16 protein-coding genes are annotated in these 16,267 nt (G+C 59.4%); 2 read left to right on the top strand and 14 right to left on the bottom strand.

The annotated features are described in order from the left end of the window. Nucleotides 1-166 precede the first annotated feature (166 nt). The 9 genes from accC to ACVWXD_RS13675 all read right to left on the bottom strand — a co-directional run bounded on the left by accC (nucleotide 167) and on the right by ACVWXD_RS13675 (nucleotide 8,696). A complete protein-coding gene (accC, locus tag ACVWXD_RS13715; RefSeq protein WP_457371123.1) occupies nucleotides 167-1,531 on the bottom strand; it encodes an acetyl-CoA carboxylase biotin carboxylase subunit in 1,365 nt (454 codons plus the stop codon). A gap of 17 nt (nucleotides 1,532-1,548) precedes the next feature. Further along, on the bottom strand, nucleotides 1,549-1,971 hold the full coding sequence (gene accB / locus ACVWXD_RS13710) for an acetyl-CoA carboxylase biotin carboxyl carrier protein (RefSeq protein WP_457371122.1): 423 nt from the start codon (nucleotides 1,969-1,971) through the stop codon (nucleotides 1,549-1,551). Between the two features lie 47 nt (nucleotides 1,972-2,018). Continuing rightward, nucleotides 2,019-3,365, bottom strand: coding sequence for an MFS transporter (locus tag ACVWXD_RS13705; protein WP_032885542.1), 1,347 nt, complete (start codon nucleotides 3,363-3,365; stop codon nucleotides 2,019-2,021). A gap of 240 nt (nucleotides 3,366-3,605) precedes the next feature. Continuing rightward, a complete protein-coding gene (locus tag ACVWXD_RS13700; protein WP_457371121.1) occupies nucleotides 3,606-4,376 on the bottom strand; it encodes a LamB/YcsF family protein in 771 nt (256 codons plus the stop codon). Beyond that, nucleotides 4,369-5,310, bottom strand: a complete 942-nt coding sequence (locus ACVWXD_RS13695) for a 5-oxoprolinase subunit C family protein (RefSeq protein WP_032885538.1) — start codon at nucleotides 5,308-5,310, stop codon at nucleotides 4,369-4,371. Before ACVWXD_RS13695 ends, ACVWXD_RS13700 begins: the two co-directional genes overlap by 8 nt. Beyond that, nucleotides 5,307-6,086 (bottom strand): 5-oxoprolinase subunit B family protein, encoded by a 780-nt coding sequence (locus ACVWXD_RS13690; RefSeq protein WP_457371120.1) that lies wholly within the window; start codon nucleotides 6,084-6,086, stop codon nucleotides 5,307-5,309. Before ACVWXD_RS13690 ends, ACVWXD_RS13695 begins: the two co-directional genes overlap by 4 nt. 160 nt (nucleotides 6,087-6,246) lie before the next feature. Next, nucleotides 6,247-6,672 carry a VOC family protein gene (locus tag ACVWXD_RS13685; protein WP_034105550.1) on the bottom strand — a complete coding sequence of 142 codons (426 nt, stop codon included), beginning with the start codon at nucleotides 6,670-6,672 and terminating at the stop codon, nucleotides 6,247-6,249. 228 nt (nucleotides 6,673-6,900) lie between these two features. Beyond that, nucleotides 6,901-7,764, bottom strand: coding sequence for a LysR family transcriptional regulator (locus ACVWXD_RS13680; protein WP_457371119.1), 864 nt, complete (start codon nucleotides 7,762-7,764; stop codon nucleotides 6,901-6,903). After that, nucleotides 7,761-8,696, bottom strand: a complete 936-nt coding sequence (locus tag ACVWXD_RS13675) for a LysR family transcriptional regulator (protein ID WP_050442814.1) — start codon at nucleotides 8,694-8,696, stop codon at nucleotides 7,761-7,763. The genes ACVWXD_RS13680 and ACVWXD_RS13675 overlap by 4 nt, the downstream gene beginning before the upstream one ends. Before the next feature lie 102 nt (nucleotides 8,697-8,798). On the opposite strand from ACVWXD_RS13675, the gene ACVWXD_RS13670 reads away from it, so the two are divergent. Together ACVWXD_RS13670 and ACVWXD_RS13665 are read left to right on the top strand one after the other, a co-directional pair. Further along, entirely contained in the window at nucleotides 8,799-9,896 is a 1,098-nt protein-coding gene (locus ACVWXD_RS13670) for an oxidoreductase (protein WP_095186410.1), read from the top strand. Nucleotides 9,897-9,980: 84 nt separating this feature from the next. Further along, complete coding sequence (locus ACVWXD_RS13665) at nucleotides 9,981-10,802, top strand: DeoR/GlpR family DNA-binding transcription regulator (protein ID WP_032885529.1); 822 nt, start codon at nucleotides 9,981-9,983, stop codon at nucleotides 10,800-10,802. Here the strand turns inward: ACVWXD_RS13665 and ACVWXD_RS13660 are convergent. From ACVWXD_RS13660 to otnK, 5 genes are all read right to left on the bottom strand, one after another. Further along, nucleotides 10,799-11,458: an alpha/beta fold hydrolase gene (locus ACVWXD_RS13660; protein WP_457371590.1), complete on the bottom strand. Its 660-nt coding sequence runs from the start codon at nucleotides 11,456-11,458 to the stop codon at nucleotides 10,799-10,801. The genes ACVWXD_RS13665 and ACVWXD_RS13660 overlap by 4 nt on opposite strands. A 477-nt stretch (nucleotides 11,459-11,935) precedes the next feature. Then, nucleotides 11,936-12,718 carry a 2-oxo-tetronate isomerase gene (gene otnI / locus ACVWXD_RS13655; protein WP_122753774.1) on the bottom strand — a complete coding sequence of 261 codons (783 nt, stop codon included), beginning with the start codon at nucleotides 12,716-12,718 and terminating at the stop codon, nucleotides 11,936-11,938. Nucleotides 12,719-12,740: 22 nt separating this feature from the next. Next, nucleotides 12,741-14,201, bottom strand: a complete 1,461-nt coding sequence (locus tag ACVWXD_RS13650; RefSeq protein ID WP_032885519.1) for a GntT/GntP/DsdX family permease — start codon at nucleotides 14,199-14,201, stop codon at nucleotides 12,741-12,743. A gap of 131 nt (nucleotides 14,202-14,332) precedes the next feature. Continuing rightward, nucleotides 14,333-14,971, bottom strand: a complete 639-nt coding sequence (otnC, locus tag ACVWXD_RS13645) for a 3-oxo-tetronate 4-phosphate decarboxylase (RefSeq protein WP_457371118.1) — start codon at nucleotides 14,969-14,971, stop codon at nucleotides 14,333-14,335. Continuing rightward, complete coding sequence (otnK, locus tag ACVWXD_RS13640) at nucleotides 14,968-16,260, bottom strand: 3-oxo-tetronate kinase (RefSeq protein ID WP_032885516.1); 1,293 nt, start codon at nucleotides 16,258-16,260, stop codon at nucleotides 14,968-14,970. Before otnK ends, otnC begins: the two co-directional genes overlap by 4 nt. Nucleotides 16,261-16,267: the final 7 nt, after the last annotated feature.

Here is a 16,267-nt window from a genome sequence, read left to right as displayed (position 1 = left end):
TTCTGCGCAAAACCACTGTAAACCAGAGTAATCCCGTACGTTTGAGTAGTGTCTTATGGCGTTTTTACGGGGCGCTTGGAAATCGTATGTTGGCTTGCCTCTTCAGGTTACCGGAGAGCATTGGGTGCTGACTCTCTAACAGGAACTCAGCAACTTTGACGGCTTGTCACCCATGCTGATCCGCCAGTTTGTGTTCCAGATAGTGAATGTTCACACCACCTTCGCAGAAGCCTTCATCACGAACCAGGTCCCGATGCAGCGGGATGTTGGTCTTGATGCCGTCAACCACGATTTCGTCCAGGGCGTTACGCATACGGGCCATGGCCTCGTCGCGGGTGGCGCCCCAGGTGATCAGCTTGCCGATCAGCGAGTCGTAGTTGGACGGAACCTTGTAGCCGCTGTACAGGTGCGAATCCACACGTACGCCGTTGCCGCCGGGCGCGTGGAAATGCTTGACCAGACCAGGGCTTGGGATAAAGGTTTTCGGGTCTTCGGCGTTGATGCGGCACTCCAGGGAGTGGCCATGCATCTTCACGTCGTCCTGGGTGAAGGACAGCACGTTACCAGCGGCGATGCTCAGCATCTCCTTGACGATGTCGATACCGGTGACCATCTCCGAAACCGGGTGCTCTACCTGCACACGAGTGTTCATCTCGATGAAGTAGAAGCGGCCGTTTTCGTAGAGGAACTCGAAGGTACCGGCGCCACGGTAGTTGATGTCGATGCACGCCTTGACGCAGCGAGCCAGAACTTCCTGGCGAGCCTTTTCATCCAAGCCTGGTGCCGGCGCTTCTTCCAACACCTTCTGGTGACGACGTTGCAGCGAGCAATCGCGGTCGCCCAGGTGGATGGCGTGGCCTTGGCCGTCGGAGAGAACCTGCACTTCCACGTGACGTGGGTTGGTCAGGTACTTTTCCAGGTAGACCATCGGGTTGCCGAACCAGGCACCCGCTTCGGAACGGGTCTGCTTGGCCGCTTCGATCAGGTCTTCTTCCTTGTGCACCACGCGCATGCCGCGACCACCACCGCCACCGGCGGCCTTGATGATCACTGGGTAACCGACTTCGCGACCAATGCGCAGAGCGGTTTCCTCGTCTTCAGGCAGTGGGCCGTCGGAACCAGGAACGGTTGGCACGCCGGCTGCGATCATGGCGTCCTTGGCCGATACCTTGTCGCCCATCAGGCGAATGGTTTCGGCTTTCGGGCCAATGAAAGCAAACCCGGATTTTTCCACCTGTTCGGCGAAATCGGCGTTTTCCGCGAGGAAGCCGTAGCCCGGGTGGATACCATCAGCGCCGGTCACTTCAGCCGCGGCGATGATGTTCGAGACTTTCAGGTACGAGTTCGTGGCCAGTGGCGGGCCGATGCAGATGCTTTCGTCCGCCAGTTTCACGTGCATCAATTCGGTATCGGCCGTCGAGTAAACAGCGACGGTCTTGATGTCCAGTTCTTTACAGGCACGCACGATACGCAAAGCAATTTCACCACGGTTGGCGATGACTACTTTTTGCAGTTTTGCGACTTTACTCATTCTGACCTCCGCGTCGCTCAAACAATGTTGAACATGGGCTGATCGTATTCAACGGGCTGACCGTCTTCGACCATGATTGCCTCAATGACCCCACTGCAGGTTGCCTCCACCGTGCTCATCATTTTCATGGCTTCCACAATGCACAGGACATCGCCTTTTGCCACGGATTGGCCAATCTCAACAAACGCTGCCGAAGTCGCCGAGGCCTTGCGGTAGAACACGCCCACCATCGGCGCCGTGATGAACGTGCCGGCGGGTTTTGGCTCGACCTGTACCGTCTGCGACTCGGATAGTGGCGAGGGAGCGACCGCCTGGGGAGCGGCGGCCGGTTTACAGTCTCGACGAAGACGGACCCGATTGCTGCCTTCTTTGAAATCAATCTCCACCAAGCCTGATCCTTCGATCAACTTGACCAGTTCTTTTACTTTTTCAATGTCCATGCTGCTGCAACCTTATGCTTGGGTTGGGGGCGTAACGTGGCGTCGAACTATCTAAGGAGGTTGCCCTTGGAGGTTTCACGCAAGGTGAGAATCGCTAATAAGGCACACACTGCAGCGCCTGCCATGAAATAGCCCGGTACCAGTAAATTGCCGGTCTTGGTGATAATCGAGGTGACCACGTAAGGGGTGATGCCGCCGCCCAGGATGGCGCCCAGGTTGATGCTGATCGCCATGGCCGTGTAGCGCACACGTGTCGGGAATTGTTCTGCGTAAGTCGGGTAGCCAACCGATTGAACGATCGGCATAGGCAGGGTCGCGACGAACATGGCCAGTGCGGCGATCCATAGGCTGCCGCTGTCCATCAGGATCATCATGGGAATCACCAGAATCGCGTAGCCCAGAAAGCCGATACTCAGCGCCTTCCTACGACCGATACGGTCTGACAAACCACCCCAGAACGGCATCATCGCTGCCATGCACAGGCTGATCACTGCTATCACCCAGTAGACTTTGGATTTGTCGAAGTGCAGGTACGTCGTGAGGTAGATGTTCATGAACACCATCCCGATGAAGTAACCCGCATTCTGTGCAGAGGCAAATACGATGACCCGCAGCAATGCCGGCAGGTTTTTGCTGAATACCTCTTTGACCGGCGCTACCGGTGGCTTTTCCTTCTCAAGGAAAGCTTTGAATTCCGGCGTTTCTTCAACGTTGTGCCGCATATAAAACGAGAACATAACCAGCGGGATGGACAAGAAAAACGGGATGCGCCAGCCCCATGCCTGCAATTGCTCGGCACTGAGCAGCCCGGTGGTGATACCGCAGACAATCGCCCCGGTTGCGCCACCCACGGCAACCCCCAGCGGTGTGAATGAACCGAAGAACCCGCGTCTGCCGTTAGGAGAAGATTCCGCTACAAACGCCGCGGCGCCTACCACTTCGCCACCGGCGAAGAAACCTTGGGACAGTCGCAACAGCACCAGCAGGATAGGGGCGGCCAGTCCGATCTGTGCGGTGGTGGGCAATACCCCAATGAGTGCAGTTGCGGTGCCCATCCCGATCACGGTGCTGAGCAGCACTCGACGTCTACCGATACGATCGGCAAGGCGACCGAGCAGCACGCCGCCGATCGGGCGGATGACAAAGGCAATGCCGAACACCGCCAGTGTGGCGAGGAGTGCAGCGGCAGGGTTGTCACCCGGAAAGAACAGAGGTGCGATGATGGTCGCCATATAGCCGTAGATACTGAACTCATAGTATTCAACGGCGGTGCCGGTGGCCGAGGCCATGGCTGCGCGCTTGGCAATGACGGCTGACTGCGTTGTACCGCTGGTGGCGTGTGCCTCGACGTCGAGGTGCGACGAGTGCGTATTTTCAGAGAGAACACGAGACATAAATACCTTCCACTCTGGCCATTGGCCAAAAGAGTTAAGTGGCAGAGGGGCCTGCCTTGAAAGTGACGTACTGAAAACCGACAGTGCACAGTTCATCCGGGCATGCAGGCGCCCAGACGCATCCGTCATTGACTATTCAGCTCTCAGACGAGGTTTTAAGCTCGGCAGTTAAAACGAGGGGTTTGATTCACGAGGCATGGCTGTTTCCTTTTTATTATGGGTAAACGTTGTGGGTGTCACTCAGGTACGCGCACGCGCGGGTTTTTGAATGGTGATGCCCTCTTTGAGCAGGGCTTGCCTGATCGCATTGGCAAACGCTGCAGCGCCAGGCTGGTCGCCGTGTAGGCAAAGCGTGTGTGCCGTCACCGGTACCCAGGTCCCTTGGATGGTGCGCACTTCGCCTAAATGCAGCATGTTCATGACTTGATCGATGGCCTCGTGGAGGTTTTCGATCATTGCGCCAGGCTGGCTGCGGGGCGTCAGTGTGCCGTCCTCCTGGTAGCTGCGATCGGCAAACACTTCCTGTGCCACGGTTAAACCACAGGCTTGGGCGGCAGTGACCAAGGTGCTACCCGACAAGCCGAAAAGAATCAGGCTCGGATCAATGTCTTTTACTGCCCGGCAGATCGCATCGGCAGTGGGGCGGTGCACCGCGGCGAAGTTGTAAAGCGCACCATGGGGTTTGACGTGGCGCAGTTCGACCTTGGCCGCGTTGGTAAAGCCCAGCAACGCACCGACTTGGTAAACGATGAGTTCGTACACTTCATCCTCGGACAGCGTCATCATCCGGCGACCGAAACCTTGCAGGTCGTCAAAGCCTGGATGGGCGCCGATTGCCACACCCAGCTGTACGGCCAGCGCCACCGTTGAGCGCATCGAGCGCGAATCCCCAGCGTGAAACCCGCAGGCGATATTGGCTGAGGTGAGGTGGGGCAGAATCGCTGCATCGTCGCCTGCGCGATAAATGCTGAAGCCTTCGCCAAGGTCGCTGTTGAAATCTATTTCAGGCATTGAAGGCCTCCATCGCTTTGAGCGTGCGAGCGCGGGTGAGCAGCAAGGTTTCGGCGGCGCTCAAATCTATAAGAGAGAATCGCAACTTATCGCCCGGCAGTAACTGCGCGAGCCGTGGCAGATCGACGCTGGCTACTTGGGCGATACGTGGATATCCGCCGGTCGTTTGTCGGTCGGCCATCAAGATCAGCGGCTTGCCGCTAGGGGGCACCTGGACGGTGCCGAACGTGACACTTTCCGATAGCAGTTCTTTGGGCGAAGACAACGCCAGCGGTGTGCCATCGAGTCGGTAGCCCATGCGGTCAGAGTCACCGCTCAAGGTGTAGTCATGGTTCAAGAAGTGCGCTTGGGACTCGGCGGAAAAGTCTTTCCATTCTCTTCCGGCGATCACTCTTATCTGTTCGCAGGCAACCGCTTCGTACAGCCCAAAGTGGGAGCGGGGGCTGAGGCGTGGCGGGTTGGCAAACGATGAGCAGATGGGGATCAAATCCCCGGCTTGAAGTGCGCGGCCGCGCAGCCCGCCGAACCCGCCCCGGGAGTAAGTGCTGGTGCTGTTCATCAGCGGGTGCAGCAAAAAGCCGCCCCCTACCGCGAGGTAACTGCGGGCGCCCTGTCGCCGTTTGCCGAAACTCAAGGTGCTGCCGGGAGACACCAGGGCAGCCACGCCGGGCTTGAGCGGGATCGCATCCAACTCGGCGCCAAGGTCTGCGCCAGCGAGTGCAATCACGGCTTTGGCCTGAAAATGCAGCGTCGGGCCCTGCAGGGTCATTTCCAGCGTGCTGAAGGTGCGAGGGTTGCCGACCAGCAAGTTGCACAGGGCATGCGCATCTTCATCCATCACGCCGGTCACGGGTACGCCCCAATGCTGGAACCCATGGCGACCGGTGTCCTGGAAGGTTGAGAGCATGCCGGGTTTGATTACCTTGATGGTCACTTCGTGTTCTCCCGAGCCAACAGATCAAATTCATGGCGGGTAATGGGTACAAATCGAATCTGGTCGCCGCCCTGTAAAAGACACGGCGGCTGACTCAAGGGAGAAAACATGGGCAGCGGTGTACGCCCTATGAGGTTCCAGCCGCCGGGGAGATCAGCCGGGTAAATCACACTTTGTCGGTTAGCGATGCCGATGCTGCCTTGCTTTACAAGCGTGCGCGGTGTTGCGCGACGCGGCAGCGACAGGGCGCTGTCGTGCATGCCGATGTAAGGATGGCCTGGCGCGAAACCGACCATCAGCACATCCAGCCAGTCGGCCGAGTGAGCGGCGATGACCTCGTTGGTGGTCAGGCCGCAGGCCTGTGCAATGTCTTCAAGATCCGGGGCATATTCCGGGTCGTAGCACACGGGAATATCGAGGCGGGCGCCGGTCGTTGCGGCAGCACTGCGCGAATCCTGGAGACGCTCGGTCACAAGTGTGCAGATCGATTCGTAAGGCGATACGCCGGGGAAAAGACTGGCAATTGACTCAGGAGAGTAATGAACGCCGACGGTCACCATCGCAGAGACAACATCCGTGACGCCCGGCAGTTGACCGTGTGCGCCCAGAGTGCGTAATTGGCTGCCTACCGAGGCGGCCTGGCGGTTGAGGTCAATGGAAAATACGCTGCCAAATATAAGGATTACGCAGCGATCACCGCACGGCTCAAAGTGCCATTTCACGGTGGAGAGCGGCGCTCTTGGCGGCTCATCCAAAATGCAACTGAGGTCGGACATAGTGTTCTCTATCCTCATGCGGCAGGCTAAGCATCGGCCACGCGCGTGCAGCGAGACAGAGAAAGCACGAGCTTTCACAGGTATCCGGCGCAACACAGCAAGGCTTCACGGCTTGAGAGTGCGCCGTCGCTCTAATGGCGACGGTCGCTTTAACAACGTCTTACTTGGCGAACAGCTGGCTCATATCCTTGAACGCCTTGAACTCCAGCGCATTGCCGCATGGGTCGAACAGGAACATGGTGGCCTGCTCGCCGACTTGGCCCTGGAAGCGGATGTAAGGTTCGATCACGAACTTGGTTGCGCGCGCTTTCAAGCGCTCTGCCAGCGCTTCCCATTGCGCCCACTCCAGGATGATGCCGAAGTGCGGAACCGGTACGTCGTGGCCGTCTACCGGGTTGCTGTGCACGCTTTCCTGCGATGCTGTCTTTGGGTGCTCGTGGATGACCAGTTGATGGCCGTAGAAATCGAAGTCTACCCATTGGTCGCTGGAGCGACCTTCGGAAAGACCGAACACCTCACCGTAGAAGTGACGTGTAGCGGCCAGATCGTAGACGGGAATTGCCAGATGGAAAGGGGAGAGGCTCACGGTGATTTCCTATTGATTTGTTTTGACCTGAATCAATTCTTATCCGGAAACACAGTGGGGAAAAGCGCAAATTCTGAGTCCTGAGCACGAATTATTTCGATGAGTAAATCGGTAGCTTATGCTTTTGCACCATTGTTGTTCATGCTGCACCACGATAGGTCGTACAAACGCTCAACAGCTTGCGGTGCCGCGGTTGATTTTCTATCGCTCAGATGAATTCGGAAGGCATCACGTCGCATCAAGGACGCAGGTCCGGAAGATGTTGAACAGCGGTGAATGTTTTTGCCGATACTTTGAGACCAGTACGATCTCCCTGAAAAACGTGAGCTGGCGCAACTCCAGCACCCTGACGTCATCCGCATGTTCGAGCCATAGCCCCGCCTTGGGTACCAGCGAAACGCCGAGCCCACTGCGTACCATTTTGACAATGGCATCCAGTTCATCCAGCTCCAGTGCCTGATGCACATGGATTTTTTGCTGCTTGAGAAACTGGGTGACCAGCCGCCCGCCAAACGAGCCTCGGTCATACCGCACAAAGGGTTGTTCCGCCAGAATCGCCAGCGGGTCGTCGCCCACTACATCTTTGGACGTGATCAATACGAAAGCCTCGCGCGCGATGACTTCGGCATGCAGATCCTTGGGTAGGGAAAAAGGCGGTCTGATCATGATGGCCAGGTCCAGCTCGCCAGCGTCCACCTGGCTGAGCAGGTTCAACGACACACCCGGCACAAGGTTGGTTTCGATGAAAGGCGCCTGTGACTTCAAAGCCACCAGCGCCTGCGGCAGGATCCCGGTCTGAACCGTGCCGATCGCGCCGATTCGCAGTGCGCCGTGGAAGTCATTGCCGCTGTCTGCGGCACCCATTCGACCGAAAAGCCGCAGGATTTCCTCGGCCAGGGGAATGGCACGTTGGCCTGCTGAATTGAGCGTGGCTGAGCGTCCGGTACGATCAAACAATTTGACGCCCAAGCTGTCCTCAAGGCTTTTGATCTGAGCGCTGACGGCAGACTGCGTCAGCCCAACCTGCTGGCCAGCCGCTGCGAACGTGCCCCGCTGCGTAACACATATAAATGTCTTCAACTCTCTGATCATGGTGCACCTGGATTCGTGATGGGGTGTTGGCGCAGAAGGTCGTCTGGTTCGCTGTGTGTATTGTTGAGTACTTTTTCCAGGTGCTCAACGAACACGCGCACTCTGTGCGGCACATGTTGACGTGTCGGTAGCACTGCCGTGATCGACAGTTGCTCGGGCAGCACATCCTCAAGGTTCACCTTTACGAGTGAGCCTTCAGCAAGTTCGTTGCGGATATCCCAATAGGTCAGCATGGCCAGGCCCAGACCTTGTTTGCTTGCAGTGCGCACCGCCTCGACACTGTTGGCGGAAAACGCGCCCTGAGCTCGAATGGCCACGGCGTTCTCGCCGTTGGTGAACGGCCAATAGGGCATTCCGTGCAACGCGATGCATCGATGATGATTGAGGTCTTCCAGCACCGTCGGTGTGCCCCATTGCGCCAGGTAGGCCGGGCTTGCGCACACGACACGCGGATTCGGCGCAAGGTTGGTAGCCACCAATGTCGAGTCGCGCAGCGTGGCGATGCGAATGGCCACATCAATGCCGAGCCCGGCGATGTCGATGATGCTATCCGATAGCGTCAGGTCGACCTTGAGGGTTGGGTGGTCAGCCAGCAGGGCTGGCAGCAGCGGCATGATGACGGTTTGGCCAAAGACGCTAGGCGCGGTGACCCTCAATGTGCCGCTGGCACTGCCCGCACTGGTTTTCAACGTGGCCCGCGCAGCTTCGTTGGCCTCAAGCATGGTCTTTGCGTAAGGCAGGTACATTTCGCCTTCCGGCGTGAGTGCGACGGAGCGTGTGGTGCGGTGTACCAGGCGCACACCCAGCTCTTTTTCCAGGGCCGCCAGACGCCGTGAGACGGTCATCGCCGACAGCCCAAGCCGCCGCGCAGCCTCGGACAAACTGCTGCTGATGGCGACGTTAGCGAACACCTCTATCTCGGGAATCTGCATGCTTATAACCGTTTGCGTTAAGGCGCCTTATTGCAAGCGTGCGCTTCTAATGGGCGATTGCCACGCTTATCGTCGTGGCTGGCGAATAATTGAGGGCAAATCATGACAGCACTAAACTCGCGCATTGTAACGCCATTCGATATGGGCGCTCTTAAGCTGAACAATCGCATGGCACTTGCTCCCATGACACGCGTCAGTGCGAGCGAGAGCGGCAATGCCACACCTGCGATGGCGCGATACTACGAGCGTTTTGCCCGTGGCGGTTTTGGCTTGGTCATCACGGAGGGGATCTACACCGATCGGCAATATGCCCAGGGCTACCTGAACCAGCCCGGTATCACGGACAGCGAACAGGCGCTTGCCTGGCGCGAGGTAGTCGAGGCGATTCATCGCCATGAGAGCGCAGCAATCGCGCAGATCATGCACGCCGGTGCATTGAGCCAGGCGAACCGTTTTGTTGAGCAATCTGCTGGCCCTTCGGCCATTCGCCCGAAAGGCGAACAGATGAAGTTCTATTACGGCGAGGGGGCGTATCGAGTGCCCCAGGCCATGAGCGATGAAGCTATCGCGGATGCCATTGAGGGGTTTGCCCAGGCGGCTAAACGGGCTGTTGGAATCGCGGGCTTTGACGGCGTTGAGATCCATGGTGCCAACGGCTACTTGCTGGATCAGTTCATGACGGGCTACTCCAATCAACGCGAAGATCGATGGGGCGGTGATGTTCGCCAGCGCTTGAGCCTGACGCTTGAGGTCATTGCAGCGGTGAAGAAGGTGGTCGGGCACTCGCCGGTCGGTGTGCGTATATCCCAGGGCAAGGTCAATGACTTTCAGCACAAATGGGCGGGTGGGGAACATGACGCACAGACTATCTTCGGCAGCTTGGCTGACGCTGGGGTCGACTTCATCCATGTGACGGAGCATCAAGCCTGGCAGCCGGCCTTCAGCGGTAACGAGGCAAGCCTGGTAACGCTGGCTCGCCGTTATGCGCCTGGTGTCGCGTTGATTGCGAATGGCGGAGTGCAGGACTTGAGCAGCGTTGAACAAACCCTGCAGGCTGGCGCAGATATTGTCGCTGTCGGCAAGGCTGCCTTGGCCAATCCGGACCTTGTACAACGGTTGCTGGAGGGACGCGCGCCGGAACCCTTCGATCCGTCGTTGCTTGCGCCGATTGCCCACATCAAGGACAGCGAGCTGAATTAGGTGCAGTGAGTTACAGATCGGCGGGTGGATTCGCTACTATGTACGCCAATCACCGCCACCCGATCCAAGCCTTTGGAGCACCGAATGCCAAGCCAGAAGGACGTGGCCGCCGAAAGCGGCGCGCCGATGATTCCTGAACAGCGTCGCGAGTTGATCTTGCGTCAGTTGCGCAAACAGCATGTGCTGAGTGTTCACCAGTTGATGGAGATGTTCGACTGCTCACACATGACGGTGCGCCGCGATATCGCGTTGCTTGAGCAGGAAGGCCTGGCGTATTCGGTGACGGGCGGTGTGCGCATTGCCAGCCAGCTTCACAGTGAGCCCAGCCACCAGGTCAAGGCCGTGGTTGAGTTGCCGCAGAAGCAAGCGATGGCCAAACTCGCGGCCCGTCTCCTGTTGGCGGACATGACTATTTATTTGGATGCCGGCACCAGCACCCTGGAGATCGTGCCCTATATCAAACTGCTCAGTGGCATGACGGTGGTGACCAATGACTTCGGCGTGGTTCAGGCGTTGATGGATGCACCCCACGTGACGGTGATTCATACCGGTGGGCAGTTGGACCATTCCAATCATTCCTGTGTCGGCGGCCTGGCGGTGGCGACACTGCGTCAGGTGGTGACGGATATCGCGTTTATCTCGACCAGCTCCTGGGACCTGCGACGCGGCATCACCACACCGTCGGCGCTGAAGGTGGAGGTCAAGCAGGTGGCCATGCAATCGGCGTCCCAAGTGGTGCTGGTGGCCAGCAGCTCCAAGTACGGCACGTTCAGCATGTACAAAATTGCCGGGTTGGAGCAGTTCGATGTGATCATCAGTGATGACGCACTGGCGCCTGCGGCGGCGGATGGGATTCGCAAGCAAGGGGTCGAATTGATGTTGCCGTCCGACCCCCAGCCAGCCTAACGCGCCTTTTCAGTCTCTTGCATGAATTGCCCCAGCTCCTTGCTGTAAAACTTCGCCATGCTCGTGGTGCCATGGCCACGGGTGTCGGCACTGGCGGGGATGAGCAGCAGCCGTGCGTGCTTGAGCTCTTTCATCGACGCTTCCAACCGTCCGGTTTCCGGAGGGTTGCGCTCATCGTCCGCCGAGTTGATGACCAGCACCGGCGCCTGGATCTTGTTCAGACCGAGGGCTGCGTTGTAGTCGGCGGAGGATTGCCATTGGTAGATGAAGTCATTGGCGTCTGCGGTTTGCGCGGCATTCAAGCGCTCATCCACCAACTTGTCGGCCAGCGCTCGGGTCGGTGCCGCCGCCTGATAGGCGAGGGTGCCGCCGCTGGTGCCAACGCTGAACATCGCGTTTGCCAGGCGCAGGGACGGCGGTTGCGCGCTGTAGTTACCGTTGTTCCAGGCCGGGTCTTGCTTGATCGACTCCACCAGCAAACGGCGCATCATCCAGTTGCGCGATGACATCTCGGTGGGTTGGGACGCCATGGGCACCAGCGCGTCCATCATCTGCGGCCAGGTCTGGCCCCACATCCAGGTTTGCATGCCGCCCATGGAGTTGCCGATGATCAGCCGCAGGTGCTTGATCCCCAGGGCCTTCGGTAACCAATCGATACTGGGCTTGAACCAGGTCGGTGTAGTTGTACTCGGGAAACTTTGCGCGCAGGCCGTCGGAGGGTTTGCTGGACTGGCCTACGCCGATGCCGTCGGTGGAGATGATGTAGTACTTGCTGGCGTCCAGCGGCTGCCCGGGGCCGAACAGTTCGCCGCCAAAATCCTTGCTCAGCACATCGCTGCCGGGCCGGTAGGTGCCATGTAGGTAGAGAATGGCGGGGTTCTTGGGGTTGCCGAGGGTGATGTAATGCAGTTTGAGGTTGGCGAGTTTTTCACCGGTGTGAAAGGTGAACTGCGGGGCGATCCAATCGCCCTCGGTCGCGGCCGGTAACGACGCGGCGCCGACGGCGGAACTGATCAACGCCAGGGACAACAACAGCCCGACCGCGGGCCGTGGACTGAATCTATGCATGGGTATTTCCTATTGTTTTTGTTTTAGGAGCCCGTGCGCACCAAGGTATGCAGGGGCTTGATCACTTAGCGCGCTTTCCAGTCCCGCAACCATTGCAGCCCTGCCGAGGTGTCGCTCTTGGGGCGGTATTCGCAACCGACCCAGCCGTCGTAGCCCAACTCGTCAATCAGCTCGAACAGGTAGGGGTAGTTCAATTCACCCAGGTTCGGTTCGTGTCGGTCGGGTACGCCGGCAATCTGAATATGGCCAATGCCGTTGATGTCGCGAAGCAGTTTGACCGCCAAATCACCTTCGACGATCTGGCAGTGATAGCAGTCAAACTGCACCTTCAAATTGCTTGCGCCGACCTCCTTGCAGATCGCGTGTGCCTGGTCCTGTCGGTTGAGGAAAAACCCCGGCATGTCGCGAGTGTTGATCGGTTCCAGCAACACCGTCACGCCAGCCTGACGTGCTTGGGCGGTGGCGTAAGCCAGGTTCTCGAGGTACACCGCGTGATGGCGCTCACGGTGCTGCTCCGAGGGCAGCAGGCCGGCCATCACGTGGATGCGGGTATTGCCTAGCACGGCGGCGTATTCCAGGGCACGGTCGAAGCCGGCGCGAAATTCGCTTTCGCGGCCCGGTAGGGTGGCGATGCCGCGTTCACCCGCCGCCCAGTCGCCGGGCGGCGCGTTGAACAGGGCTTGAACCAGGCCGTTGTCGCTCAGGTGCTGTTTGAGTACCTGGGCGCTGTATTCGTAGGGGAACAGATACTCCACGGCATCAAAACCATCGGCCGCAGCCGCTGCGAAGCGCTCCAGAAAAGCGTGTTCGGGGTAAAGCATGCTTAGGTTGGCAGCAAAGCGAGGCATGTGAACTCCTGATGAAAAACGATCAGACAAAAGGCCAGATCAACAGGGTGATAAGGAAGCCGAGCGTGCCGAGGAGGGTGGTGATCACCGTCCAGGTCCGCAGGCCGTCTGCCACGTTGAGGCCGGCCAGCTTGGTGAAAATCCAGTAGCCGGCGTCGTTGATGTGCGACATCGCCAGCCCGCCACCGCCCATAGCCAGGCACAGCAGGGCCATGTGGTTGGGCGTCAGGTTAAGCGTGGCGATCAACGGGCTGATGATACCTGCGGTGGTTACCAGGGCCACGGTGGTGGAGCCTTGCACGGCGCGCAGCAACATGGTCAGCAAAAAGCCCAAGGCCAGCACCGGCAGCCCGGTGGTACGCAGCAGGTCGGAGACCACCGCGCCGATGCCGGTATCCACCAGTACCTTGCCGAATACGCCACCGGCACCCGCAATCAAAATCACCATGGCCACACCCGGCAGCGCCGAGCCAATTACATCGGAGACCTGGGTACGGCTCCAGCCGCGACGGGAACCGAGCAGCCAGGCACACAGCAAGGTGTCGAGCAGCAGCGCCACCAGGGGCGCACCGAGCACGGTCATGATGCCGCGCAGGGTTGATTCGACAGGCAGCAGTGACGTCGCCAGCGTACCCAGCAAAATCAACACGATCGGCAACAGGATCAAACTGACGATCAAGCCGAAACCCGGCGCAGGGGCGGGTGGCAGCTTGGCCACGATACTGCTGGTGGATTCCTCCAGGCCCATGTGCGAGACGGTCTCTGCACCTTGTTGCGCCTCTTGGGTTTTGCCGTCTTGCCAGGCGCGCAGGTCGTCGTTGGTGACGTGCGGGCCGTAGACTTCGGCGCGGATATCATCGGACATCGGGTAGAAGCGGCGCGTCATGCGCCCCGCCACGCGATAGCCGACGTAGCACAGGAACGCCGTCAGCGGCAGCCCGAACATCAGCACCCGGCCCAGGTCCGCACCCAGTTGGCTGGCGGCGGCGACCGCACCTGGGTGCGGTGGCAGAAATGCATGCACCGTAAGCAGCGCTGCGCACATCGGCAACGCGAACATCAGCAACGGCTTGCGAGCGCGACGAGCCACACCGTAGGCCAGCGGCATGAGGATGATCACCCCCACCTCGAAGAACACCGGCACGCCGATAATGAAACCGGCAATCGTCAAGGCAAGGGGCGTGCGTCGATTACCGAAGCGTTCAATCAGGGTCTTGGCCAGCGCCTCGGCACCGCCCGACAACTCAATGATGCGGCCGATCATCGCGCCCAAGGCAATGATGATCGCAATGTGGCCGAGGGTCTTGCCCATCCCGCCTTCAATGGTGGCGACCAGATCGGCAGGTTTAACTCCCGCCACCAGGGCCACCATAATGCTGACCAACATCAGCGCCACGAACGGCTGGAATTTGTATTTGAGCACTAGGAACAGCAGCAAGGCGATGCCTAGGCCTGCGGTTGCCATCAGGATAAGCGGGCTCATGAGCGCGGCCCTTCATGGAAAACGCAGGATGGTTTTTTGTCGCTGCAAACATCAACACGAAACTTGATAGTGGTCATGCTGGAAGGTCCTGTTGTTTTTATTGTTAAGGGTGTTGCGGGTGGGAGCGGCGCCTACCAGTGCGCGCCGAAAACGCTTTTAAGCTCGGCCAGCGCTGCAGCATCCAGCGGCGCCGGACGCGGGTTGCTCATCAGCCACAGCCGTGCGGTTTCTTCGAGTTCTTCGAGGGCGTAACTGGCCTTGGAAACTGAGCTTTCCCAGACCACCGGGCCCAAGCGCTCGAGCATTACGCCACGCACACTGTTGGCGAGGCGCGCGACCTGGTCCGCCACATCGGGCGCGCCGGGGCGTTGATAGTTGATCAGCGGGATATGCCCGACCTTCATCACCTGATACGGCGTCAGCGGGGGCAGGATGTCATCCTGGCGCCAAACACCGGCAAGCGTCAGGGCCACCAAATGTGTGGAATGGGTATGCACCACACCACCGACGCCAGGGTTGCGATCGTAAACCTGGCGATGCAAGGCCAGGGTTTTTGACGGTTTGTCGCCAGAGACCCATTTGCCCGTAAGGTCGACCTTGGCGATCAACGCAGGGTCAAGGCGGCCCAGGCACGCATCGGTTGGCGTGATCAGCCAGCCGTCATCCAGGCGCGCGCTGATGTTGCCAGCGCTGCCGACTGTGTACCGTCGCTGATAAAGACTGTGACCGACGATGCAGATCTCTTCGCGCAAGGCGTTTTCGTTGCTCATTGCGCACCTCCTGCCAGTTGCTTAAGTGCTTTGTCGAAAAAGTCTCTACCGCCGAAATTGCCCGACTTGAGGGCCAGCGCCAGCGGTTCGGCAGTGTTGCTGAGGGTCGCGGGAACACCAGGGTCAATCTGCGTGCCAATCTGCAGTAGGCGCACGCCCAGGGCGGTGACTACGGCGCCAGAGGTTTCACCGCCCGCGACCACGAAGCGTCTTACGCCGGCCTGACGTAGGGCTTGGGCAATTTCTCCCAGGGCGTTCTCTACCAATTCGCCTGCGCGCTCGGCGCCCAGTTGCTGTTGCACCGCCTTGAGTTCATCCGCAGGGCTGGTGGCATAGATCAGTACGGTGTGTGGGTTGCTCAGGGCAAACGCCACGGCATCCGCCACTACCGACTCACCCGCCGCCAGGGCTAGAGGGTCGATGCGCAGCGCCGGTCGTCCGGCTTCGATCCACGCGGCGACTTGGCCGTTGGTGGCAATCGACGCGCTCCCTGCCAGCACCACCTCGCCACCGGGTACGGTAGGTAAGGAGGCTGGATCGAAGTCACGAAGTTTGCCGGCCCGGCGGAAGTTGTCGGGAAGGCCCAAGGCCAGGCCGGAACCGCCGGTTAACAGCGGCAGATCACTGCAAGCGCTGCCGAGGGTGTGCAGGTCTTGATCACTTAGGGCATCCGCGATGGCCATGCCTATGCCTTGGGCGCGCAGCTCTGCAATCCGTTCGCGCACGTGTGACACACCTTGGGCGATGGTGTCGTAGCGCAGCAGGCCAACCTTTTGTGTGGTTTGTGATTGCAGTACGCGGACCAGGTTGGCGTCGGTCATCGCGGTCAGCGGGTGATGCTGCATGCCTGACTCATTGAGCAGTTGATCCTGCACAAACAAATGACCGCGGAAAATGGTCCGGCCATTTTCCGGAAACGCCGGGCAGGCCAGGGTGAAATCACTGTCTAGCGCCTTGAGCAGGGCCTCGCTGACCTGGCCGATATTGCCGGCGGCCGTCGAGTCGAACGTGGAGCAGTACTTGAAGAAAATCTGCTCGCACCCTTGTGCGCGCAGCCATTCAAGGGCGGCCAGGGAGTCGGCTACCGCCTGCGCCGCCGGGACAGTACGCGACTTCAGCGCAATCACGATCGCATCGGCATCCAGCGTCGCAGCGACTTCATCGCTGGGGATACCGATGCTTTGCACAGTACGCATGCCGCCGCGCACCAGCATATTGGCCAGGTCTGTGGCCCCGGTGAAGTCGTCGGCGATGCAGCCCAGCAACGGGCGTGCGCTAGGTAGGTTCATGGGCAAT

It is taken from the genome of Pseudomonas sp. TE3911, from assembly GCF_054062775.1.
Note: the sequence above shows the minus strand (reverse complement) of the source record. Positions and strands in the feature narration are given on the sequence as shown.